23 protein-coding genes are annotated in these 21887 nt (G+C 31.6%); 12 read left to right on the top strand and 11 right to left on the bottom strand.

The genetic code is table 11. From position 1 onward, the window contains the following. Window positions 1-119 precede the first annotated feature (119 nt). From HSX10_RS03210 to HSX10_RS03175, 8 genes are all read left to right on the top strand, one after another. Entirely contained in the window at window positions 120-2963 is a 2844-nt protein-coding gene (locus HSX10_RS03210) for a M16 family metallopeptidase (protein WP_173586766.1), read from the top strand. 229 nt (window positions 2964-3192) lie between these two features. Next, window positions 3193-3960 carry a ParA family protein gene (locus tag HSX10_RS03205; protein WP_173586765.1) on the top strand — a complete coding sequence of 256 codons (768 nt, stop codon included), beginning with the start codon at window positions 3193-3195 and terminating at the stop codon, window positions 3958-3960. 3 nt (window positions 3961-3963) lie between these two features. After that, the gene (locus HSX10_RS03200; protein WP_173586764.1) at window positions 3964-4866 is read left to right on the top strand and encodes a ParB/RepB/Spo0J family partition protein; all 903 of its coding nucleotides are present in this window, start codon (window positions 3964-3966) and stop codon (window positions 4864-4866) included. A 34-nt stretch (window positions 4867-4900) separates the two neighbouring features. Then, window positions 4901-5446: a DUF5683 domain-containing protein gene (locus HSX10_RS03195; protein ID WP_217363223.1), complete on the top strand. Its 546-nt coding sequence runs from the start codon at window positions 4901-4903 to the stop codon at window positions 5444-5446. Between the two features lies 1 nt (window position 5447). Beyond that, window positions 5448-6149, top strand: coding sequence for a 4-hydroxy-tetrahydrodipicolinate reductase (dapB, locus tag HSX10_RS03190; RefSeq protein ID WP_173586762.1), 702 nt, complete (start codon window positions 5448-5450; stop codon window positions 6147-6149). 116 nt (window positions 6150-6265) lie between these two features. Further along, the gene (lepB, locus tag HSX10_RS03185; protein ID WP_173586761.1) at window positions 6266-7873 is read left to right on the top strand and encodes a signal peptidase I; all 1608 of its coding nucleotides are present in this window, start codon (window positions 6266-6268) and stop codon (window positions 7871-7873) included. Window positions 7874-7876: 3 nt separating this feature from the next. Beyond that, window positions 7877-8497, top strand: coding sequence for a WbqC family protein (locus HSX10_RS03180; protein WP_173586760.1), 621 nt, complete (start codon window positions 7877-7879; stop codon window positions 8495-8497). Between the two features lie 75 nt (window positions 8498-8572). Then, window positions 8573-8881 (top strand): DUF6122 family protein, encoded by a 309-nt coding sequence (locus HSX10_RS03175; protein ID WP_173586759.1) that lies wholly within the window; start codon window positions 8573-8575, stop codon window positions 8879-8881. Here HSX10_RS03175 and HSX10_RS03170 read toward each other — a convergent pair whose 3' ends face one another. The 8 genes from HSX10_RS03170 to HSX10_RS03135 all read right to left on the bottom strand — a co-directional run bounded on the left by HSX10_RS03170 (window position 8882) and on the right by HSX10_RS03135 (window position 15427). Continuing rightward, window positions 8882-9904: an endonuclease/exonuclease/phosphatase family protein gene (locus tag HSX10_RS03170; RefSeq protein WP_173586758.1), complete on the bottom strand. Its 1023-nt coding sequence runs from the start codon at window positions 9902-9904 to the stop codon at window positions 8882-8884. It abuts the gene before it with no gap. Window positions 9905-9908: 4 nt separating this feature from the next. After that, a complete protein-coding gene (locus HSX10_RS03165) occupies window positions 9909-10781 on the bottom strand; it encodes a rhomboid family intramembrane serine protease (RefSeq protein ID WP_173586757.1) in 873 nt (290 codons plus the stop codon). Between the two features lie 2 nt (window positions 10782-10783). Further along, the gene (locus tag HSX10_RS03160; RefSeq protein WP_173586756.1) at window positions 10784-11536 is read right to left on the bottom strand and encodes a rhomboid family intramembrane serine protease; all 753 of its coding nucleotides are present in this window, start codon (window positions 11534-11536) and stop codon (window positions 10784-10786) included. 3 nt (window positions 11537-11539) lie between these two features. Next, entirely contained in the window at window positions 11540-13423 is a 1884-nt protein-coding gene (gene mutL / locus HSX10_RS03155) for a DNA mismatch repair endonuclease MutL (RefSeq protein WP_173586755.1), read from the bottom strand. Next, entirely contained in the window at window positions 13423-13707 is a 285-nt protein-coding gene (locus HSX10_RS03150) for a riboflavin synthase subunit beta (protein WP_173586754.1), read from the bottom strand. The genes mutL and HSX10_RS03150 overlap by 1 nt, the downstream gene beginning before the upstream one ends. Window positions 13708-13714: 7 nt before the next feature. Continuing rightward, window positions 13715-13930, bottom strand: coding sequence for a hypothetical protein (locus HSX10_RS03145; RefSeq protein WP_173586753.1), 216 nt, complete (start codon window positions 13928-13930; stop codon window positions 13715-13717). A 213-nt stretch (window positions 13931-14143) separates the two neighbouring features. Beyond that, a complete protein-coding gene (gene ribH / locus HSX10_RS03140; RefSeq protein ID WP_173586752.1) occupies window positions 14144-14650 on the bottom strand; it encodes a 6,7-dimethyl-8-ribityllumazine synthase in 507 nt (168 codons plus the stop codon). Between the two features lie 3 nt (window positions 14651-14653). Next, a complete protein-coding gene (locus HSX10_RS03135) occupies window positions 14654-15427 on the bottom strand; it encodes a tetratricopeptide repeat protein (protein WP_173586751.1) in 774 nt (257 codons plus the stop codon). 139 nt (window positions 15428-15566) lie between these two features. On the opposite strand from HSX10_RS03135, the gene recF reads away from it, so the two are divergent. Genes recF through HSX10_RS03120 form a run of 3 tightly spaced genes read left to right on the top strand, consistent with a single transcriptional unit; the run spans window position 15567 to window position 17410 of the window. Continuing rightward, complete coding sequence (gene recF, locus HSX10_RS03130; RefSeq protein ID WP_173586750.1) at window positions 15567-16646, top strand: DNA replication/repair protein RecF; 1080 nt, start codon at window positions 15567-15569, stop codon at window positions 16644-16646. Beyond that, window positions 16643-17068 carry a lipocalin family protein gene (locus HSX10_RS03125; protein WP_173586749.1) on the top strand — a complete coding sequence of 142 codons (426 nt, stop codon included), beginning with the start codon at window positions 16643-16645 and terminating at the stop codon, window positions 17066-17068. The genes recF and HSX10_RS03125 overlap by 4 nt, the downstream gene beginning before the upstream one ends. Before the next feature lie 45 nt (window positions 17069-17113). Further along, on the top strand, window positions 17114-17410 hold the full coding sequence (locus tag HSX10_RS03120) for a DciA family protein (protein ID WP_173586748.1): 297 nt from the start codon (window positions 17114-17116) through the stop codon (window positions 17408-17410). Between the two features lie 222 nt (window positions 17411-17632). On the opposite strand, the gene HSX10_RS03115 is transcribed toward HSX10_RS03120, so the two are convergent. The 3 genes from HSX10_RS03115 to rpmH all read right to left on the bottom strand — a co-directional run bounded on the left by HSX10_RS03115 (window position 17633) and on the right by rpmH (window position 21130). Next, window positions 17633-17941, bottom strand: coding sequence for a T9SS type A sorting domain-containing protein (locus HSX10_RS03115; protein WP_173586747.1), 309 nt, complete (start codon window positions 17939-17941; stop codon window positions 17633-17635). Window positions 17942-18015: 74 nt separating this feature from the next. Beyond that, a complete protein-coding gene (carB, locus tag HSX10_RS03110; RefSeq protein ID WP_173586746.1) occupies window positions 18016-20868 on the bottom strand; it encodes a carbamoyl-phosphate synthase large subunit in 2853 nt (950 codons plus the stop codon). Window positions 20869-20968: 100 nt separating this feature from the next. Then, on the bottom strand, window positions 20969-21130 hold the full coding sequence (gene rpmH / locus HSX10_RS03105) for a 50S ribosomal protein L34 (RefSeq protein ID WP_173586745.1): 162 nt from the start codon (window positions 21128-21130) through the stop codon (window positions 20969-20971). A gap of 170 nt (window positions 21131-21300) precedes the next feature. On the opposite strand from rpmH, the gene HSX10_RS03100 reads away from it, so the two are divergent. Beyond that, the gene (locus HSX10_RS03100) at window positions 21301-21882 is read left to right on the top strand and encodes a tetratricopeptide repeat protein (protein ID WP_173586744.1); all 582 of its coding nucleotides are present in this window, start codon (window positions 21301-21303) and stop codon (window positions 21880-21882) included. Window positions 21883-21887: the final 5 nt, after the last annotated feature.

Below are 21887 nucleotides of genomic sequence, written 5' to 3'. Positions count from 1 at the left end.
GCCTTCAAAATCAACTAACCTTTTAGTTAAAATATTGTTATTGTTTTAGTAATCATAATTTTATATCTAAATTAGGAGCAAATCCTTATTTAATATTAATTCATTAAACTCATCAATCAATGAAAAAATTATTTATTAGTACATTAATTACAATGTGCCTTACACTTGCATTTCCTATAAATGCTCAAGTTATAGCCACAAAATCTAAAACTCAATTAAAATACAATCCTTCAGATCCTATTCCTACAGATCCAAACGTAAAAACTGGAGTTTTAAAAAACGGACTTACCTATTACATTCAGAACAATCCTAAACCAGAAAACAAAGTAGAATTAAGACTGGTTATCAATGCCGGTTCTATTTTAGAAGATGAAGATCAATTAGGTCTTGCTCATTTTATGGAGCACATGAGTTTTAATGGAACCAAAAATTTTGAAAAAAATGAACTTGTAGATTATCTTCAAAGTATAGGTGTGAAATTTGGAGCACACCTTAATGCGTATACTAGTTTTGACGAAACGGTTTACATTCTACCTATTCCGAGTGATGATCCTGAAAAATTAGAAAAAGGATTTCAAATTATTGAAGACTGGGCACATAATGCTTTATTAACAGACGAAGAAATTGATAATGAACGTGGTGTTGTTTTAGAAGAATACCGTTTAGGAAAAGGTGCTGACGAGCGTATGATGCAAGAATACTTGCCTAAAATGATGTATGGCTCTATGTATGCAGAACGTCTTCCTATTGGAACGAAAGAGAATCTAGAAACATTTAAATACGAAAGTTTAAAACGCTTTTACAAAGATTGGTACAGACCCGATTTAATGGCTGTTATTGCTGTTGGTGACATCGATGTTGCTACACTTGAAGAGAAAATAAAATCTCATTTTAGTCATATAAAAAATCCTAAAAATCCAAAACCTAGACCTTCATTCGATTTACCTAATCATAGCGAAACATTTATTGCAATCGAGTCTGATAAAGAAGCGCCTTTTGCTAATGTACAATTAATGTTTAAGGATAAGGTTAACTCTAAGCCCGATTTAACTTATGCCGACAATAGAAAATCTATGGTAGAAAATTTATTTTCTCAAATGATAAACAACCGATTAGATGAAATTAGAAATGGAGAGAATCCACCTTTTGTTTATGGTTACTCTTATTACGGCGGAACTTATGCGCGTACAAAAAATGCATTTCAATCTTTTGCTATGACAAGTCCTACCGGACAATTAGAGGCTCTAAAAACACTTTTAGTAGAAAATGAACGTGTTCGTCAACATGGTTTTTTTGAAGGCGAATTTAATCGTGCTAAAAAAGACTTAATTGCCAATATGGAACGTGCTTATAAAGATAGAGACAAAATGGAATCTAACCGAATTGTAGGTCGATATATCAACAATTTCTTAGAACAAAGCCCTATGCCAAGTATGGATTGGAGATTCGATTTTATGAACTCGCAATTACCAACCATAACCTTAGAAGAAGTTAATGCACTTATTAAATCTTATATTAAAGAAGATAACAGAGTGGTTATTCTTACAGGTCCTGAAAAAGAAGATTTAGAACCAGTTAAAGAAGCACAAGTTACCGAGTTGTTAGATACGGTTAAATCTATGGATTTAAAACCTTACGAAGATAAAGCTGTAGCTTCTTCATTAATTACAAATGCGCCAACAAAAGGAAGTATTAAAGACTATAAGACAGACGAAACACTTGGTACAACAACCTTAACGCTTAGCAACGGAGCAACGGTTACTTACAAGAAAACAGATTTTAAAAATGATGAAATTTTGTTTGATGCATTTAGCTACGGAGGAACATCTTTATATTCTGTTGAAGATTACAAAGCAACTTCTAATGCTAACGGAGGTTTAACAGAAGCTGGTGTTAACGGATTTAATAAGGTAGAATTAAGTAAAATGATGTCTGGTAAAATTGCTTATGTAAGACCATCAATCGGGACTTATAGCGAGGGAATTTCAGGAAGCACAACACCAAAAGATTTAGAAACTTTATTTCAATTAACACATTTATATTTTACTGCTTTAAATAAAGACGAAAAAGCATTTAAAAGTTTTGCTGAAAAACAAAAAGCATTTTTAGGTAACCTTTTATCTAATCCTCAATACTACTTTCAAGATAAAATGTCTGAATTTATGTATGGAAAAAGTCCAAGATACTCAGGCTTCCCAACTGCAGAAGATATGGATAATGCAGACTATGATTTAGCATACAAAAAATACCAAGAGCGCTTTGCTGATGCAGGAGATTTTCACTTTTACTTTGTAGGTAATATTAACGAAGAAAAACTAGTAGAACTTTGCGAAACATACTTAGCGAGTTTACCAAGCACTAACAGCAAAGAAACTTATAATGTAATGGATTTTAGACCATTAACAGGTTCTCATCAAAAAATTATAGAAAAAGGTGAAGATCCAAAAAGCTCTGTTAGGATGACTTATCATGGTCCTACAGATTATGACGAAAAAGAAGCTCATGCCTTAAAAAGTTTAGCCGAAGTACTCACTATTAAATTGGTTGAAAAATTAAGAGAAGAAGAAGGTGGCGTTTATGGTGCTGGTGCTGGTGCAAGCATTAGTAATATGCCTTACCCTTGGTATAGATTTACTATTAGTTTTCCTTGTGGACCTGAAAATGTAGATAAGCTAATAGCTGCAACATTAAAAGAAGTCGATTTACTTATTAAAGAAGGTCCGACAGACAAAGATTTAGAAAAAGTAAAAAAAGCTCAAATTTTAGATTATAAAGAAGATTTAAAAACAAATCGATTTTGGTTATCACAGCTAAAAAATGCAGATTATCTTAAAAAAGATGCAGAAGATATTTTAAAATTTGAAGATGCAGTAAACGGTTTAACTGTTGAAGATTTACATAGTGTAGCAAAAAAATATTTAACACAAGGTCATATCACAGGGATCCATAATCCTGAAAAATAAGATTAAAGTTCTAGTTCCTAGCAGCCTTCATAACATGATTATGAAGGCTGCTTTTTTTATACAAGTGTTAACAACTTCAATTTCTTAAAGTCGTAAATAATCGTATTTTTACCGTGGACTTATTATGGAATTATTCGGCTCTGAAATGACGTAGCTTTTGCTTTCTAGCAAGGCTTATTGGCTCTCAGACGATAACATGAGAAGGTATTAACTGAATCCAATATATAAAATGGGCAAAATCATTGCGATAGCAAACCAAAAAGGAGGTGTTGGCAAAACCACAACCTCAGTAAATTTAGCCGCTTCTTTAGGTGCACTAGAGAAAAAGGTTCTACTTATCGATGCAGATCCACAAGCCAATGCTAGTTCTGGCTTAGGTCTTGACGTAGATGCTGTTGAAATAGGTTCATATCAAGTTTTAGAACATACGGCTACCGCAAAAGAAGCTATTGTAGCTTCCAATGCTCCAAATGTAGATATACTGCCTGCACATATTGATCTTGTAGCTATCGAAATAGAACTTGTAGATAAAGAACAAAGAGAATACATGCTTAAAAAAGCAATTGTAGACTTAAAATCTGAATATGATTACATTCTAATTGATTGTGCTCCATCTCTAGGTTTACTAACATTGAATGCTTTAACAGCTGCAGATTCTGTAATTATACCTATCCAATGCGAATATTTTGCACTTGAAGGTTTAGGTAAACTGTTAAATACTATTAAAAGTGTACAAAAAATACATAATGCATCGTTAGATATTGAAGGCTTATTACTTACTATGTTTGATTCACGTTTACGCCTTTCAAACCAAGTTGTAGAAGAAGTACAAAAACACTTTAGCGATATGGTTTTCGATACCATTATACAACGTAATGTGCGTTTAGGTGAAGCACCTAGTTATGGTGAAAGCATTATAAACTATGACGTAACTAGTAAAGGAGCAGTAAATTATTTAAATTTAGCTAAAGAGCTTATAAAGAAAAACGAATTATAATAAATGGCCAAGGCAATTAAAAAACAAGCATTAGGACGTGGACTTTCAGCATTATTGAAGGATCCTGAGAATGATATAAATTCTGCAGAAGATACAAATGCTGATAAAGTGGTTGGTAACATAGTAGAACTCGATATAGAAAGTATTGAGGTCAACCCTTTTCAACCTAGAACAAATTTTAATGAAGACTCACTTAAAGAACTCGCCTCATCCATTCGCGAACTTGGTGTTATTCAACCTATAACTGTTAGAAAATTAGCTTTTAACAAATACCAATTGGTATCTGGAGAACGTCGTTTTAGAGCTTCTAGATTAATTGGTTTAGATGCTATACCTGCTTATATAAGAATAGCTAATGACCAAGAGTCTTTAGAAATGGCATTGGTAGAAAACATTCAGCGTCAAGATTTAGATCCTATTGAAATTGCCTTATCCTACCAACGTTTAATTGATGAAATTCAATTAACACAAGAACAAATGAGTGAACGTGTCGGAAAAAAACGATCTACGATTGCTAATTACTTACGCTTATTAAAATTAGATCCGATAATCCAAACCGGAATGAGAGATGGTTTTATAAGTATGGGTCACGGTAGAGCGATGGTTAATATTAAAAGTCCGGAAGACCAACTTGATGTCTATGAAAAAATAATCACTAACAAACTTTCAGTTAGAGCTACAGAACAATTAATAAAAAATCTAAATTCTGATACACCTTCTAAGCCTGAAAAACCAGAATTAGAAATTCCAAAGAATATTACCAGTGGAGTTAAAGATTTTTCGGAATACTTTGGACACAAAATAGACGTTAAAGTAGCTAAGAATGGAAGTGGTAAAATAACGATCCCTTTTCATTCTGAAGAAGATTTTAATCGGATTAAAAAATTAGTTCAGCGTGACAAATAAAGGTTTTTACAGTCTTATACTATGCTTATTTTCAATGCTATTATCATTTTCTCAAAAAGAAAAAGACAGCACTGGTATTGATTTAAAAGAAAGTCCTTTTATAGTTACCGATTCTATTTTAACAAAAAAAGAAATTGATCCTTTACGCCCTTCTAAAGCGGCTTTTTATTCTGCTATTCTACCAGGTTTAGGACAAGCATACAATAAAAAATATTGGAAAATCCCTATTGTTTGGGGTGCAATTGGTACAAGTATCTACTTTTATTCTAAAAACGATAAACAATATGATCGTTATAGAGATGCTTACAAAAGACGTTTGGCTGGTTTTAAAGATGACGAGTTCTATGATTTAATTTCAGACGACGGACTTATTAGAGCACAAGAACAATTTAGAAAAAACAAAGAATTATCGCTTTTAGTCACCCTTGGTTTTTATGCCTTAAATATTTTAGATGCAAATATAGATGCGCATTTACTTCAATTTAATGTCGATGAAAATCTAAGCTTAAGTCCGCATTACCAATATAACCAATTGGAAAACACCGGAGACTTAGGGCTAACACTTAATTATAAATTTTAATATGAAAATAGCTTTACTCGGTTATGGCAGAATGGGAAAAAGCATTGAAGCTATAGCGATAGAACGCAACCATAGTATCGTACTTAAAGTATCTAACACAGATTCTAATGAAGACTTTTCTGATGCTGATGTTGCTATTGATTTTAGTATTCCAACAGCAGCTGTATCTAATATAAAAAAGGCTTTAGATGCTGGAGTTCCAGTTATTTCAGGAACAACAGGTTGGCTAGATCAATATGATGATGTTGTAGATTATTGTAATTCTAAAAACGGAACATTTCTATATGCTTCTAATTTTAGTTTAGGTGTTAATATTTTTTTCGAAATCAATAAGCGATTAAGTGAATTAATGTCGGGCTTTAATGAATACACTACAGAAATAGAAGAAATTCATCACACCCAGAAATTAGATGCTCCAAGTGGAACAGCGATTACTTTAGCCGAAGAAATTATAGCACAAACCAATTATAAAAATTGGACGTTAGAAGATCCTAAATCTAATGAAATCCATATCGATGCAAAACGTATTGAAGGAGTTCCTGGTACTCACGAAATCACCTATAATTCAGAGATTGACTCTATAAGTATTAAGCATACGGCACACAGTAGACAAGGTTTTGCTATGGGAGCAGTAATTGCCGCAGAATGGATTAAAGATAAAAAAGGCATCTTTACTATGAAAGATGTATTAAACATTGGTTAATTTGCAAACGTAAATTAATGAATTCAAATAATTTCAAAATTATAACAGTTGAAATTCAAAAATATTTTTTTTTAGAACTTCAATTGGCAGTACACATTTAGACAAAATATAAAGTTATGAGCTGGACACAGTGGTTTATTTTTATAGTAATTATACAAATTATTCATGGTTTAGGAACATGGAAACTATACATTAAAGCTGGCAAGAAACCTTGGGAAGCATTTGTCCCAATTTACAATGCTGTAGTATTAATGAAAATAATTTCTCGTCCTTGGTGGTGGGTTATTTTGATGTTTTTACCAATTGTAAACCTTATAATGATTCCGGCTTCTTGGGTAGAAACTGCTCGTGCTTACGGAAAAGACACAAAGTTAGATGCCCTTTTATGTATTGTTACTCTAGGTTTTTATTTGTATTACCTTAACTATGTCGCAGATGTAAATTACATTGAAAATAGAGTCTTAAAACCTAAAACAGGTACAGGAGAATGGATAACCTCTATCCTATTCGCCATAGTTGCAGCTACCATTGTTCACACGTATTTCTTTCAACCTTTTGTAATTCCTTCTTCATCTTTAGAAAAATCTTTATTAGTCGGAGATTTCCTTATTGTAAGTAAATTACATTACGGACCTCGTACACCAATGACTACTGTTGGTGCACCAATGGTACATGATACAATTCCTGTATTAGGAAAAAAATCATATTTATTCAACGATAATTTTGAAGAAAGAAAAACATCTTGGATTAATAAACTTCAATTACCTTTTTTAAGACTTCCAGGTTTTGAAAATGTTGAGCGTAATGATATTGTGGTATTTAATCAACCTGCAGATACATTGCTGGATATGAATAATTTTAATCCAGCACGAAATTACTACAAGCCTATTGATAAAAAAACCAACTTAGTAAAACGATGTGTTGGTGTTGCTGGTGATACTTTAGAAATAAAAAATGGTTATGTGTATATCAATGGAGTACAGAACAAACTACCTCCAAGGTCGCACCTTCAATTTTCTTATGACATCACTTTTAAACGTCAATTACAGCCTGCAAGAATAATAGAAATATTAAAAAAATATGACATTACAGACGGTTTAGGTTACGGTTCTACTGAAGGTTCTTATAAAATCCCTGCTGCAACAGATGAAGCTGTTGCAAAGCTTAGATTACACCCTGAAGTGGCTTCAATTGTACCATTTAAAGAAACTGAAGGTATAAGAGATAATATTTTCCCTAGAGATCCTAATTACAATTGGAACCCCGATTTCTTTGGACCACTGTGGATTCCTAAAGCTGGTGAAACTTTACAAATAAATACTAAAAACATTTCGATATACAAACGTGCTATTTCAGAATACGAAGGTCACGAAGTTGTAACTAGAGGTAATCAAATTTTTATTGATAACGAACCTGCAACATCTTATACTTTTAAACAAGATTACTATTGGATGATGGGAGATAACAGACACAATTCTATTGATAGTAGATATTGGGGATTTGTACCTAACGATCATATTTTTGGTAAACCTGTATTCATCTGGATGAGTATTGACGGTATTAATGATGGTGTTAAAAACTGGAAATTTAGATGGGATAGAATTTTTACAACCGTTAGCGGAGGTAATGAAAGAACATCTTATTTAATTCCTTTTATTGTACTTGTCTTAGTAATTACTTTTTTCAACAAATGGAGAAAAAAGAAAAAAGCTAAACAAAGCTAGATTTTGAAAAGTCTTATATACCCGACTTGTTTTCCTAACGTTGCTCAATTTTTAACCATAGTTAATTCTGATACGGTGTGTTTTGAAGTGAGTGATAATTACCAAAAACAATCATATAGAAACCGTGTTGAAATCTATGGTGCAAACGGTAAGTTAGCCTTAACTGTACCTGTTAATTATAGTCAGAAGAACAGACAACTATATAAAGATGTAAAAATTGCAAATGAAGAGCAATGGCAACCTTTACTACTAAAGTCTTTACAATCGGCTTATAGTATGTCTCCTTTTTTTGAGTATTATATAGATGATTTAATGCCACTTTTTGAAACACAATTCAATTATATATTAGATTATAATTTGAAGAGTTTTGAAGTCATTGCAAATTGCATACAATTAGACATAAAACCAGAGTTCACTACTGATTTTGAAAAAAATCCTGTTGACAAAACAGACTTTAGAAAGTTAGTAAAACGCAATGCAGAGGTAAAATCACTTCAACCCTACACACAAGTATTTACTGAGAAACACGGATTTATTCCTAACCTGAGTATTTTAGACCTTTTATTTAATGAAGGTCCAAATACAGAATTGTATTTAAAACGACAACAGCTACCAAGTATCTAAATCTTTATTTAATTAGAAACGTGTTATCTGCTTAACTTTATAAGAAGTTTAAAATAATAATTCAACAAGAAAAAGATGCTACAATCTACTATCCATTACGGTATACATTTTGGATTACCATTGGTGATTGCTATTCTATTTTACAAGTCATATTGGTTAAAGGCTTATGGAATTATGCTTTTAGGGATGCTCATAGATTTAGATCATCTATTGGCCAATCCTATCTTTGATCCGCGACGCTGTAGCATTAATTTTCACCCACTTCACAGCTATTATGCCATTGTTTTCTATATAATATTACTGATACCAAAGAAAACAAGACTTATAGGCTTAGGATTAGTAATACACATTATTGCGGACATTGCAGATTGTTCGCTAATGTAATTACGGTAATTTTAAAGTTGTTTTAATAGGATAATGGTCCGATAATTTAACATCAAACGTTTTAAAGCTATTGACTATAAAATCCTTATCAGCTAAAATAAAATCGATTCGCATTGGGAAGAATTTAAAATCATAAGTTCTACCAAACCCTTCACCTTCGTCTTCAAATGTATCTTTTAAATCGTCCCCTTTTACCTTTCTATAGATATAAGAATAAGAAGTATTATTAAAATCACCTGTTACAATTGTTTTATAATGAGATTTTGACTTATGCTTTAGATATAGTTCAACCTGATCTTGTTGCGCCTTAAATGTAGTTCTTACTTGTTTAAACAAATGATCTGATGTTTCTTCTTTAAGCTTTTCTACATCGGTTTGAATTCCGGATGATTGTAAATGCATTGTATAAACTCTAATCGTGTCTTTTTGCTTTACAATATCTACAAAAATGGCATTATTATAGGTGTTAGGAAATTCAAGAGAACCCGAATTTACTATTGAAAATTTTGAAAAAATAGCCTGACCTCCTTTTACACCTTTAGTAGGTTTAGCATTAAAACTAAAGTAACCTTCTAAATCAATAGCTTCTGATGTTCTATATTCTTGAAGACATAAAATATCGGGTTGTTCTTTCTTTATAAAAGTTAAAATATCTTCTTTAATTGTCTTTTTAGGTAACCATTCAAACTTATTAAAAAGTCTAACATTAAAAGACATTACTGAAAAATCAGAATCATCCTTAACATGTTCTGAAGAAGAAAAATGATACATTGAGTTTATATGATTCCACCCTAATAATAAAACAAACAATGATAATAGCAATTGCTTCTTTACACGAAGTAACCAATATAAAAAGAAAATAATATTAAATAAAATAAGTAATGGAACTCCTAAACTTAAGACTGATAATGAAGCAAAATTATTTGGTGGAATATAAGGTAAAACATAAGATATAAGCAATAAAAATGCCACCAACGAATTGATAAAAAAGATGATTTTACTACCTAACTTTAGACCCTTCATTCTTTTAATCTTTACCCACTTTAAATAAAAATGCCTTCTCTTCTGCCGTTAAACTTTCGTAACCGCTTTTACTAATTTTATCGAGAATTACATCTATTTTCTTCTGTTTATCTAACGCGCTAGTATCCTTTTTAGTCTTATTAACAGTCGTCTTTTTAGTCTTATTTTTATGAACTGTTTTTAGATTTGATTTGGGTTTGAATAAATTCATAAACTTATCCATAGTACGCTCAAAACCGGTTCCTATATCTGTTCCTTTTACTAACTGGGTTGCATAGAAATAACCTAAAATATACCCCCCAAAATGAGCTACATAACCTCCCTGATTAATCCCCATAATTATTCTAATTAAATCGAGACCAACAATAACCATCGCAACATGTTTCCATTTTACATTAAACATGTTAAACAACCTAATTTCACTATTAGGCATATAAGCTGCTACAAAAATTAATAACGCACTTACACCTGCAGAAGCACCAACCAATACACCATTACCTCCTACCAGAGATGATGGTAATAAGTTATTAAATGCTAAATAGGCTAAACCACCGAAAATAATTCCTAAAAAATAAACATTTAGAATCATTTTTGAGCGAAATAAATTTGTTGTGATTTGAGATAAATAATAAAGAAACAACATGTTAAATGCAATATGAAATAATCCATTATGCAGAAAACCATAAGTCATAAGTGACCACGGTTGAAAAACAAAGTCCATAATACCAGACGGCAGTTCAAAATAGGTAAACAAATTAAACCTTAATAAAGATTTAAAAATGAGACCAATGAAGAATACAACAACATTAACGGCGATTATTTTACCGAAAACATCGAGATTCTTAAACTTATATTTTAAATCATCAAAAGTGCTCATAATTAGTTCCAACGGTATTTATCATTTTCATTTTTCTTCCAAAAATACATCAAAAGAAAACCTGTAAGTGCACCACCAACGTGTGCCATAAAAGCAGTATTACTAGGGCTAAATATAGAACTACCTGAAATTGCAGAGAATAAATCTAAGGCAATAATACTAGGAATAAAATACTTTGCTTTTATAGGCACAGGTAAGAAAATAAGCATCAATTTAGACTCAGGAAACAACATTCCGAAAGCTACTAAAACCCCCATTATAGCACCAGAAGCACCAACCATAGTTCCATTAAATGCACTTACAAAACTATCAAACTGATCACCTAAAAGTGGTACCCAAGCAGTACTGTATTTTCCTTCACTTAAAATACTAACAACTTCTGTTTGAGAAACGCCTGAATCTATTAAAGTTGTCAACCCCATGTTATACTGAAAATACAAAAATGCAAGCTGAATTAAAGCAGCTCCAAAACCAGAAAGCAAATAAAATATAATAAATTTCTTCCAGCCAAATATTTGCTCTACAGCAGTACCAAACATCCATAATGCAAACATATTAAAAGCAATATGCATAAAACCACCATGCATAAACATGTGAGTTAAAATTTGCCACGGTTGAAAATTTGGATTCTGAGGAAAATACAACGCAAACCATTGGTAAAATGCTTCACCATTTCCAATTGTCATAGTTCCTATGAACATTACAACATTTATAATCAATAAATGCTTTACAGCATCTGTTATTCCTTGTCTCATAAATTACATGAATTTTTTTTCAATATCATCAACAGCCATAGTAATAAATGTTGGTCTATTAGCTGGTGATACATTAGGTTCTTTGCAGGCAAATAAACTATTTACCATATGTTCTTGTTCTGTACTATTTAAAGATTGACCGTTTTTAATCGCTAAACTTTTAGCCATAGATTTAGCTAATAAATCTGTAGAACTAAAATTGGCATCAGGCACATCATTTTCTACATCACTAATCAATTGCTCTAAGATAATAGACACTTCACTTTCTGGTACTCCTACAGGAACCCCTGTTATGGTTACCGTTTTATTTTCTAACTCTGAAAACACAAAACCTGTATGCTCTAAATCGGACTTTAAATCTTCAATAATATTAATCTCGCTAGGTGTAAAATGTAATTCTAACGGAAATAATAATTGCTGACTTGTCGCTTCTTTAATTGTAATATGCTTTAAGAAATTCTCATACAAGATACGTTGATGTGCTCTATTTTGATCAATAATTAACATCCCAGATTTTAGAGTACTTACAACATATTTTTGCTGTAATTGAAATGTTGTTTTTGTAGTTTCAATAGAAGCATCTTCAAAAATAGAAGTATCCTTTGCTTCACTTTCAAAAGTTACTTGACTAAAATCTGATTCAGAATTATTTCCTTTAGATTCTAAACCAACATATAAACTTTCCCATGATGCTGTTGGAACCGATTTAAATCCGGTATTAGGACTCTTAGCCGATTGTCTTGTTCCATTACCAGATATTCTTGAACCAGAGTCATCAGCAAAAGGGTTAAAACTACGATCAACTTCTATAGCAGGTGTTGAAGCCGACTTATCCTTATATTCATAAGGTGTATTTAAATTATTTGTTTGATGCTCAAAATCTAAAATCGGAGCAATATTAAACTGTCCTAAACTATGTTTAACAGCTGCTCTTAAAATGGCATAAAGCGTATGTTCATCATCGAACTTAATTTCTGTTTTTGTAGGATGAATATTTATATCAATCGTTTTAGGGTCTACTGTTAAATTCAAAAAATAACTAGGATGATAACTATCCTTTAGCAAACCTTCGTAAGCCGATTTTATAGCGTGATTAAGATATGGACTTTTTATAAAGCGTTGGTTAACAAAGAAAAATTGTTCAGTTTTTGTTTTCTTAGAAAATTCGGGTTTACCGACAAATCCTGAAATTTTTAAAACTTCAGTTTCTTCTTCAACAGGCACTAATTTTTCATTCGTTTTAGTTCCAAAAATATGAACAACACGTTGTCTGTAATTCTCTTCTGGTACATTAAACATATCACTTCCATTATGATAAAATGAAAATGCAATATTAGGATGTGCCAAAGCCACACGATGAAATTCATCTGTAATATGACGTAATTCTACAGTATCTGATTTTAAAAAGTTTCGTCTTGCTGGAATATTAAAAAACAAATGCTTCACAGCCACTGATGTTCCGGTAGGTGTTACTGAAACTTCTTGAGTTTTAATAACACTCCCTTCTATTTCAATAGTGGTTCCTAAATCATCGTCCGCCTGTTTTGTTTTTAGCTCCACATGTGCAATCGCCGCAATACTAGCTAAAGCTTCTCCTCTAAATCCTTTTGTATTTAATAGAAATAAGTCTTCTGCACTTTTAATTTTAGAAGTAGCATGACGCTCAAAACTTAAGCGAGCATCAGTAACACTCATGCCCTTTCCGTTATCTATAACTTGAACGAGTGTTTTACCTGCGTCTTTAACAATTAGTTTTATTTCTGTAGCATTAGCATCAATAGCATTTTCTAGTAGCTCTTTAACTACAGAAGCTGGACGTTGAACGACCTCACCAGCTGCAATTTGGTTAGCAACATGGTCGGGTAAAAGCTGAATAATATCTGACATTAGTTATTTGGGAAAAATATTGTAAGATCAAAACCAATAATAAACAAAAATAACAGTACTAATATTGCTACTATAATAATGACGCGCTTATTAACACTATCATCTTGATTGTATCTATAATCGTCAATAGCGGCATTAAATTTCCCTTTAATTCCCTTTTCAGGGTTTACCGTTGTTCTATGATCATCAAACTTATGTTTAAGCTCAAAAGGATTACCATCACCTTTATAATATCTTGGCTTATAGTTATACTTTTTATTTTTTTTTAATTTCATTAACCCCATAGTATTCTTATTTAATATATCCGTCAAGGATATAAATTAAAACAAAAATTAAAACTAAGATAATAATCTGTATGGGTAACGATTTTAAAGCACTACCACGTTGTTTATTACCAACATTAGCTTCATTCCATAATGTTTCGAAGTCGTCTTTCGACTTGCTTTTATCGGAATCCTGAAGTTGAGATTTGTAAGTAAAACGTTTATTTTTTCTTTGCTTAAACAAATGACTCTAAATTTAAACTTGATTAATCTCAAAAGTACTGAAAATACAAGGAAATAACCCTTAAGGATTCCTTAAAATTATTAACAAAAAGGGTGCCAAGAGTAGAATGGCAGTACTTAGTATCTAAAATTAAATAATCCACACCAATAGTATAATTGATGTGGATTATTTTAAAAATTGTAATCTTTATATAAACAATAAAGAGAACTTAATTTATTCTGAGTCTTTACGTAAAGTGGCCATTTTAATAGCAGCGATTGCAGCTTCTGTGCCTTTATTTCCATGTATTCCACCAGAGCGATCAAGAGATTGTTGCTTATTATTATCTGTAAGTACACAGAAAATAACAGGAATATCTCCTTTTACATTAAGATCTTTAATACCCTGAGTAACACCTTCACAAACAAAATCGAAGTGTTTCGTTTCTCCTTGAATAACACAACCTATAACAATAATTGCGTCTAACATCCCAGAATTAGCATAAATGCTTTTACTCATTCTGGCTGCACCGTAAGTAAGCTCAAATGCTCCAGGCACATTCCAACGAACAATGTTTTGTTTAATTGCTCCACAGTCTAAAAGAGCGTCAAACGCACCTTGCCATAAACCTTCTGTAACCTCGTCATTCCATTCTGAAACAACAATCCCAAACCGAAAATCTTTCGCGTTTGGGATTGTTGTTTTATCGTATTCCGATAAATTATGATTTGCAGTTGCCATATATTATAAGCTTGCTTCTACTTTTCCTATTAAAACATCTACTTTTTTAGCTTCAGTTGAAGCAGAAAATTCAGTTTTAATACGCTTTAAATATTTTAAAGCTTTATCATTTTCACCTAAACTAATAGCTACACGTGCAGCTTTCATTAAGTATAAAGGTGTTGTAAAATCATTAACGTTAGCTTTAAAAGCTTCTTCGTAATATCCTAAGGCATCAGATTTTTGATCTAATTGCACAAAAGCATCACCAATACCACCTTTAGCAATAGGACTTAACATTTTATCATCACTAGAAAAATCACTTAAATAAGTAATTGCATTCTGGTAATCTTTTAAGTTTAAGTAAGCCATACCAGCGTAATAGTTTGCTAAGTTAGCTGCAGGACTTCCGCCATACTCACTAACGATATCTAACATACCATATTTACCTTCACCACCTTCTAAAGACATTTTGTAAAGTGAATCTGAAGAGATACCACTAACAGCATCGTCAAAATACTTTTTAGCTGTGTACATTTCGTTCATAGCCTCTTTTTGTTGTGGCTCTGATACTAACTTGTTGTAACCTAAATATCCTAATACTACTACAGCAATAGCTCCAACAATACCTAAAATATATTTCTGATTTGCTACAGCCCATTCTTCAGTTCTAGAAGCACCTTCATCTAAAGTATCAAATACTTCAGCTGTTGTAGAGTGACTATCATCGATAATTTCCTCTTGCTCTTTTTCCTTTTTAGTTTTAGGTTTGTAGCCTCTTTTCTTATACGTTGCCATAATCTGTCATTTTGTGCGTGCGCAAAAATAAAATTTTTATTGGGATTTTAAAGCCTATTTATTTGTTATTTTTGAATAATTAAAAACTCACTCAAATGTGCCTTTACAGCAGTAAAACCAAGCATAACGTCAAGTTTTCATGAATCTAAACTCTCTATCTTTAGTTAATTATAAAAATTTTGAAAGTCAAGTTTTCGATTTCGACGCCAAAATCAATTGTTTTGTAGGTGCCAATGGAATTGGAAAAACAAATGCTTTAGATGCAATTTATCATTTAGCGTTCGGAAAAAGCTACTTTAATCCTATTGCCGTTCAAAATATCAACCATAATGCTGAGTTTTTTGTGGTTGATGGAAATTTCACTAAAAACGAACGTACAGAAAAAATTATTGTCTCTTTAAAGCGTGGACAAAAAAAAGTAATTAAACGAAATGCTAAAGCTTATGAAAAATTTAGCGAGCATATTGGCTTTATTCCTTTGGTTATTATTTCGCCTGCGGATCGCGACCTTATAATAGAAGGTAGCGACACACGACGTAAATTTATTGACAGCGTTATTTCGCAAAGTGATAAATACTATTTATTAGAACTTATTAATTATAATAAGGTATTAGCTCAAAGAAATGCGCTCTTAAAATATTTTGCACTTAACAATACCTTTAATTCAGACACACTTAATATATATAACGAACAACTTCACTCTTACGGAACTGAAATATTTAAAAAACGAGATGCTTTTTTAAAAACCTTTATTCCTATTTTTAAAGAGCGATATGAAGCCATCAGTCAAAGTAAAGAAGTAATTGACTTACAATATAAAAGTGATTTGTTTGATAATGAATTAAAGAATTTACTTACCAATGCTATAAATAAAGATAGAGCTTTACATTACACTAGTGTTGGTACACATAAAGATGATTTAGTATTTTTAATTGATGATTTTCCGATTAAAAAGTTTGGAAGTCAAGGACAGCAAAAATCATTTTTAATTGCTTTAAAATTGGCGCAATTCGATTTTATAAAACAACAAAGTGGCGTCTCGCCTATTCTGCTTTTAGATGATATTTTTGATAAATTAGATGAAAACAGAGTCGCGCAAATTATTAATCTCGTAGATGACGAACATTTTGGTCAGATTTTTATTAGCGACACACATGCAGAGCGAACTGAAAATGTGATAAAACAAACTCATCAATCTTATAAAATGTTTAAATTATGAAAAATTATTTCTGGCTCATTTGTCTTGTTATCTTAAGCTGTTCTAAAAATCAAGAAGCGAATATAGAACACCTACAAGGTTATTGGGAAATTCAAGAAGTTACTATGGCAGATGGTAGTAAAAAAGAATATAAATACAATGAAACAATAGATTTCATTAGTGTAAATGATAGTTTAAAAGGTTTTAGAAAAAAATTAACACCTGGAATAAATGATACGTATTACGCATCTGATGATGCAGAAGCTATTCAACTAAAAATTGAAGATAATGATTTAAATATCTATTACACAACTCCATATTCAAAATGGAAAGAAACTGTTTTAGAAGCAACTTCTGAACGCCTTTTAATTACCAATGAAGCTGAAAACACATATTTATACAAACGTTACGTTCCAATAAATTTGGACCTTGAAGAAAAATAAAATCAATAACTAATAAAAGAGACGCCTCATTAGAGGTAAATGAACATGGCAAAACGCAATAACGACAATCAAACTATACAAGACGTTCTTAAAGAATTTGTAAAAACCAATAATTTACAATCTGGTTTAGATAAAGTAGATGTACGAGAAGCATGGGCAAACCTTATGGGAAATGGTGTTAATAATTACACGACTGCCATAGAGTTAAAACACGATACACTCTATGTACAACTTAGCTCTAGCGTACTGCGTGAAGAATTAAGTTATGGAACAGAAAAGATTGTAAAAATGCTTAATGAGTCACTAAGAAAGGAAGTTGTTAAAAAATTGGTGCTTAGATAAAAGCCATTTTATATTGAATTAAGTTTTCTTTTAAAGCTATAAATTCAGAAAAAAAGAAATTCTATCGATTCGGAATTTAATATATATACAATTCTCGCGCTGCCAATTTAGCAGTTACTATTTAAGACATTATACTTCATAAAAAAATACCAAATTCTATAAAAAGTTAATTAAATCAACTTTAAAAGAATTTGGTATTCTATTTTGTTTCAGTTTCTAAAACTATTGTTTTATAAACCGCTTTGTTTGTGTCTTTTTATCATCAGAGACTCTAACTAAATAGACGCCTTTTTTCCAATTAGAGACATTTACTGAAGACTCTAATTTAGTGATTACACCTTTATATATTCGCTTTCCTAAAACATCAAAAACTTCTAATTTTAAATCATCATTAGTATCTGACAATGTAATATTAAGACTGCTTTTTGCAGGATTAGGAGATATCGTAAACTCTTCAATTTGAACAGAAGATACCTGAGCAAAAGAATATGCTGATATAAAAAATAATAAAATAAGTAATTTTTGCTTCATAATAAGTAGGGATTAAAGGACTAAGTTAGTCATTATTAATAAATAACAATTACACTTAATCGAAAACCGTGCCATTATTTACTTAAATACATTTTTCTTCTTGCATATAAATCATAAAACTGATCGTCCTTTAAACTATCTATAAATAAGATACTTTCACCTGTACTTTTCATTTCAGGTCCTAATTGTTTATTTACATTAGGGAACTTATTAAATGAAAATACCGGTTGCTTAATTGCATATCCTTCTAATTGAGGATTGAAATCAAAATCAGTTACTTTTTTCTCACCTAACATCACTTTTGTAGCATAATTTACATAAGGTTCTTTATACGCTTTTGCAATAAAAGGAACCGTACGAGATGCTCTTGGGTTAGCTTCAATAATATATACAATATCATCTTTTACCGCAAATTGTACGTTAATTAAACCAACAGTATTTAAAGCTAAAGCAATTGTTTTAGTATGATCTTTAATTTGTTGTAATACAAATTCACCTAAATTAAACGGAGGTAACGTTGCGTTACTATCACCAGAGTGTACTCCACATGGCTCAATATGCTCCATAATACCAATGATGTAAACATTTTCGCCATCACAGATTGCATCTGCTTCAGCTTCAATAGCGCCATCTAAATAATGATCTAATAATAATTTATTTCCTGGTATAGATTTCAATAATCCAACTACGTGTTCTTCAAGATCTTTTTTATTAATAACAATCTTCATTCCTTGTCCACCAAGAACATAAGAAGGTCTTACTAAAATAGGGAAATCTAAAACATCAGCGATTGCTAAAGCTTCATCTGCAGTCTCAGCAACTGCAAATTCTGGATATGGAATATTGTGTTCTTTTAATATGTTAGAAAAACTACCTCTATCTTCAGCTAAATCTAAAGCTTTAAAGCTAGTTCCCATAATCTTAACGCCCCATTTCTCTAATTTCTCTGCCAGTTTCAATGCGGTTTGTCCACCTAATTGTACAATGACACCTTCTGGTTTTTCATGTTGAATAATATCGTAGATGTGCTCCCAGAATACAGGTTCAAAATATAATTTATCAGCAATATCAAAATCTGTAGAAACCGTTTCAGGATTACAATTAATCATGATCGTTTCGTAACCACATTCTGCCGCAGCTAAAACACCATGCACACAACAGTAATCAAATTCAATTCCTTGACCAATACGGTTTGGACCTGAACCTAAAACTATAATTTTCTTTTTATCAGTAACAACACTTTCGTTTTGAACGTAAACTTCACCATCAGCTGTTTCTACTTCGCTTTCGAATGTTGAATAATAGTATGGCGTCTGTGCTTTAAACTCAGCAGCACAAGTATCTACCAATTTAAATACACGATTTATCTTTAACTCGCTACGTTTATTATAAACGGCACTTTCTAAACAGCCTAACATGTGGGCTATTTGTCTATCACCATAACCTTTTTGTTTCGCTTCTAATAATAATTCGCGACCTAAAGTATCAATTGTATAAGTTGAAATCTCCTTCTGAAGTTCAAATAATTCTTCATACTGACGTAAATACCACATGTCAATTTTAGTAATAGCATGAATACGACTTAAAGGAATTCCCATAGCGATGGCATCGTAAATTACAAAAACACGATCCCAACTTGCAAAAGTCAATTTCTCTATTACTGTATCGTAATCTGTGTAACCTTTACCATCTGCACCTAAACCATTTCTCTTAATCTCTAAAGATTGAGTTGCTTTATGTAGCGCTTCTTGGAAAGAACGACCAATAGCCATCACCTCTCCTACAGCTTTCATTTGTAAACCTAAAGTTCTGTCTGATCCTTCAAATTTATCGAAATTCCAACGTGGAATCTTAACAACAACGTAATCTAACGTTGGTTCAAATAAGGCAGAAGTAGATTTTGTAATTTGGTTATGTAATTCATCTAAATTATAACCAATGGCTAATTTTGCTGCAATTTTTGCAATAGGATAACCTGTTGCTTTACTTGCTAATGCTGATGAACGAGATACACGAGGATTAATTTCAATTGCAATTATATTCTCTTCATCATCAGGACTTACTGCAAACTGAACGTTACATCCACCTGCAAAATCACCAATACTACGCATCATATGGATTGCCATATCACGCATTTTTTGGTATGTTTTATCAGATAAAGTCATTGCTGGTGCTACCGTAATAGAATCACCTGTATGGATTCCCATAGGGTCCATATTCTCGATAGTACAGATAATTACAACATTATCATTTTTATCTCTAAGTAGCTCTAATTCGTATTCTTTCCAGCCAATTAAAGCTTTATCAATCATAACTTCATGAATTGGAGATACTTCTAATCCACGCGTTAATAATTTATCAAAATCTTCTTCTTTATGTACAAAAGAAGCACCTTCACCTCCTAATGTATAAGACGCTCTAATAACTAAAGGAAAACCAAACTCTTGTGCAATTTCTTTCCCCTTAAGGTAAGATGTTGCCGTAGCTTGAGGCGCCATACCGACACCAATTTTCAGCATTAATTCTCTAAATTGTTCTCTATCCTCAGTAATATTTATAGCATCGATATCTACACCTATAATATCTACATCAAAATCTTCCCAAATCCCTTTTTCATCAGCTTCAATACAAAGATTAAGAGCCGTTTGTCCTCCCATTGTAGGTAAAACAGCATCTATATGCGGATGTTCTTTTAATATCTGAATTAACGATTTTGTTGTTAATGGCAACAGATAAACATGATCCGCCATCGTTGGATCTGTCATTATTGTTGCAGGATTAGAATTGATAAGAATTGTTTCAATTCCATCTTCTCTTAGCGATCTAAGTGCTTGAGATCCTGAATAATCAAATTCACAAGCTTGTCCTATAACGATTGGACCAGATCCTATAAGTAATATCGATTTAATGTTTTTGTTCTTCGGCATGTGTAATAATTGTTATGGTGTGCAAAAATAAGTATCTCTAGGGTATAAAAAAAGGCGTTACACCTAAGTAACGCCCTAATATATTAACAATTGTTAATCATTATTTTTTATGTCTTGTTTCTGAAGATACAGAGATCCTCTTTCTGCCTTTAGCTCTTCTACGTGCTAAAACTTTTCTTCCGTTAACAGAAGCCATTCTCTCTCTGAAACCATGTTTGTTTCTTCTTTTTCTTTTTGACGGTTGAAACGTTCTTTTTGGCATTTTCTTATATTTTAAATCTTATAATCATTTTATCTTTTGAGAGCTATCCCAAAACTGCGTGCAAATATACAACAACTTTTTACATTAGCAAATACCAAAAGAAAAATTTTGAATAGAATTTTAACTCTTAGATTTTATTATCTTTGCGCACTGTAAAAATACACAGAAATATGTTTAATAAAAATATAAAATTAGTCATAGCTGCATTAATCATTGGTTATGGAATATATCAATTTACTGAAGGTTATATAGGTAACGGTATTATGTACCTATTACTGTCTACAATATTTATTTTCCTTTACTTTAAAAATGAAATGATTTTATTAGCTTTCTTAAAGCTTAGAAAACAAGATTTTGAAGGTTCTAAAAAATGGTTAGACAAAATAAAGAACCCTGAAGGTGCCTTAGTTAAAAAGCAACAAGGTTATTTAAACTATTTAAATGGTATTATGGTTTCTCAGACTAATATGAATGAAGCCGAAGGTTATTTTAAAAAAGCTATTGATTTAGGTTTATCTATGGATCATGATTTAGCGATGGCAAAATTAAACTTAGCCGGAATTGCTTTTTCTAAACGTAAAAAACCAGAAGCTCAAAAATTATTAGCTGAAGCAGAAAAATTAGACAAACGTGATATGTTAGCTGATCAAATTAAAATGATGAAGCAACAAATGAAAAAAGCTTCTGCTATACCTAAACATCAGTACGGACAACCCACATCATCTAGACAAAACAGAAGAAGTAAAAGATAATTCTT

Origin of the sequence: Winogradskyella undariae, from assembly GCF_013285155.1 — a bacterium.
Taxonomy (GTDB): domain Bacteria; phylum Bacteroidota; class Bacteroidia; order Flavobacteriales; family Flavobacteriaceae; genus Winogradskyella; species Winogradskyella undariae.
This window is presented reverse-complemented; position numbering and strand designations above follow the sequence as displayed.

What these genes read in the sequence shown, in the direction of transcription:
- HSX10_RS03210 (WP_173586766.1), top strand. Translation starts at nt 120, where the DNA reads ATGAAAAAATTATTTATTAGTACATTAATTACAATGTGCCTTACACTT.
- HSX10_RS03205 (WP_173586765.1), top strand. Translation starts at nt 3,193, where the DNA reads ATGGGCAAAATCATTGCGATAGCAAACCAAAAAGGAGGTGTTGGCAAA.
- HSX10_RS03200 (WP_173586764.1), top strand. Translation starts at nt 3,964, where the DNA reads ATGGCCAAGGCAATTAAAAAACAAGCATTAGGACGTGGACTTTCAGCA.
- HSX10_RS03195 (WP_217363223.1), top strand. Translation starts at nt 4,901, where the DNA reads ATGCTATTATCATTTTCTCAAAAAGAAAAAGACAGCACTGGTATTGAT.
- dapB (WP_173586762.1), top strand. Translation starts at nt 5,448, where the DNA reads ATGAAAATAGCTTTACTCGGTTATGGCAGAATGGGAAAAAGCATTGAA.
- lepB (WP_173586761.1), top strand. Translation starts at nt 6,266, where the DNA reads ATGAGCTGGACACAGTGGTTTATTTTTATAGTAATTATACAAATTATT.
- HSX10_RS03175 (WP_173586759.1), top strand. Translation starts at nt 8,573, where the DNA reads ATGCTACAATCTACTATCCATTACGGTATACATTTTGGATTACCATTG.
- HSX10_RS03170 (WP_173586758.1), bottom strand. Translation starts at nt 9,904, where the DNA reads ATGAAGGGTCTAAAGTTAGGTAGTAAAATCATCTTTTTTATCAATTCG.
- HSX10_RS03165 (WP_173586757.1), bottom strand. Translation starts at nt 10,781, where the DNA reads ATGAGCACTTTTGATGATTTAAAATATAAGTTTAAGAATCTCGATGTT.
- HSX10_RS03160 (WP_173586756.1), bottom strand. Translation starts at nt 11,536, where the DNA reads ATGAGACAAGGAATAACAGATGCTGTAAAGCATTTATTGATTATAAAT.
- mutL (WP_173586755.1), bottom strand. Translation starts at nt 13,423, where the DNA reads ATGTCAGATATTATTCAGCTTTTACCCGACCATGTTGCTAACCAAATT.
- HSX10_RS03150 (WP_173586754.1), bottom strand. Translation starts at nt 13,707, where the DNA reads ATGGGGTTAATGAAATTAAAAAAAAATAAAAAGTATAACTATAAGCCA.
- ribH (WP_173586752.1), bottom strand. Translation starts at nt 14,650, where the DNA reads ATGGCAACTGCAAATCATAATTTATCGGAATACGATAAAACAACAATC.
- HSX10_RS03135 (WP_173586751.1), bottom strand. Translation starts at nt 15,427, where the DNA reads ATGGCAACGTATAAGAAAAGAGGCTACAAACCTAAAACTAAAAAGGAA.
- recF (WP_173586750.1), top strand. Translation starts at nt 15,567, where the DNA reads ATGAATCTAAACTCTCTATCTTTAGTTAATTATAAAAATTTTGAAAGT.
- HSX10_RS03125 (WP_173586749.1), top strand. Translation starts at nt 16,643, where the DNA reads ATGAAAAATTATTTCTGGCTCATTTGTCTTGTTATCTTAAGCTGTTCT.
- HSX10_RS03120 (WP_173586748.1), top strand. Translation starts at nt 17,114, where the DNA reads ATGGCAAAACGCAATAACGACAATCAAACTATACAAGACGTTCTTAAA.
- HSX10_RS03115 (WP_173586747.1), bottom strand. Translation starts at nt 17,941, where the DNA reads ATGAAGCAAAAATTACTTATTTTATTATTTTTTATATCAGCATATTCT.
- carB (WP_173586746.1), bottom strand. Translation starts at nt 20,868, where the DNA reads ATGCCGAAGAACAAAAACATTAAATCGATATTACTTATAGGATCTGGT.
- rpmH (WP_173586745.1), bottom strand. Translation starts at nt 21,130, where the DNA reads ATGCCAAAAAGAACGTTTCAACCGTCAAAAAGAAAAAGAAGAAACAAA.
- HSX10_RS03100 (WP_173586744.1), top strand. Translation starts at nt 21,301, where the DNA reads ATGTTTAATAAAAATATAAAATTAGTCATAGCTGCATTAATCATTGGT.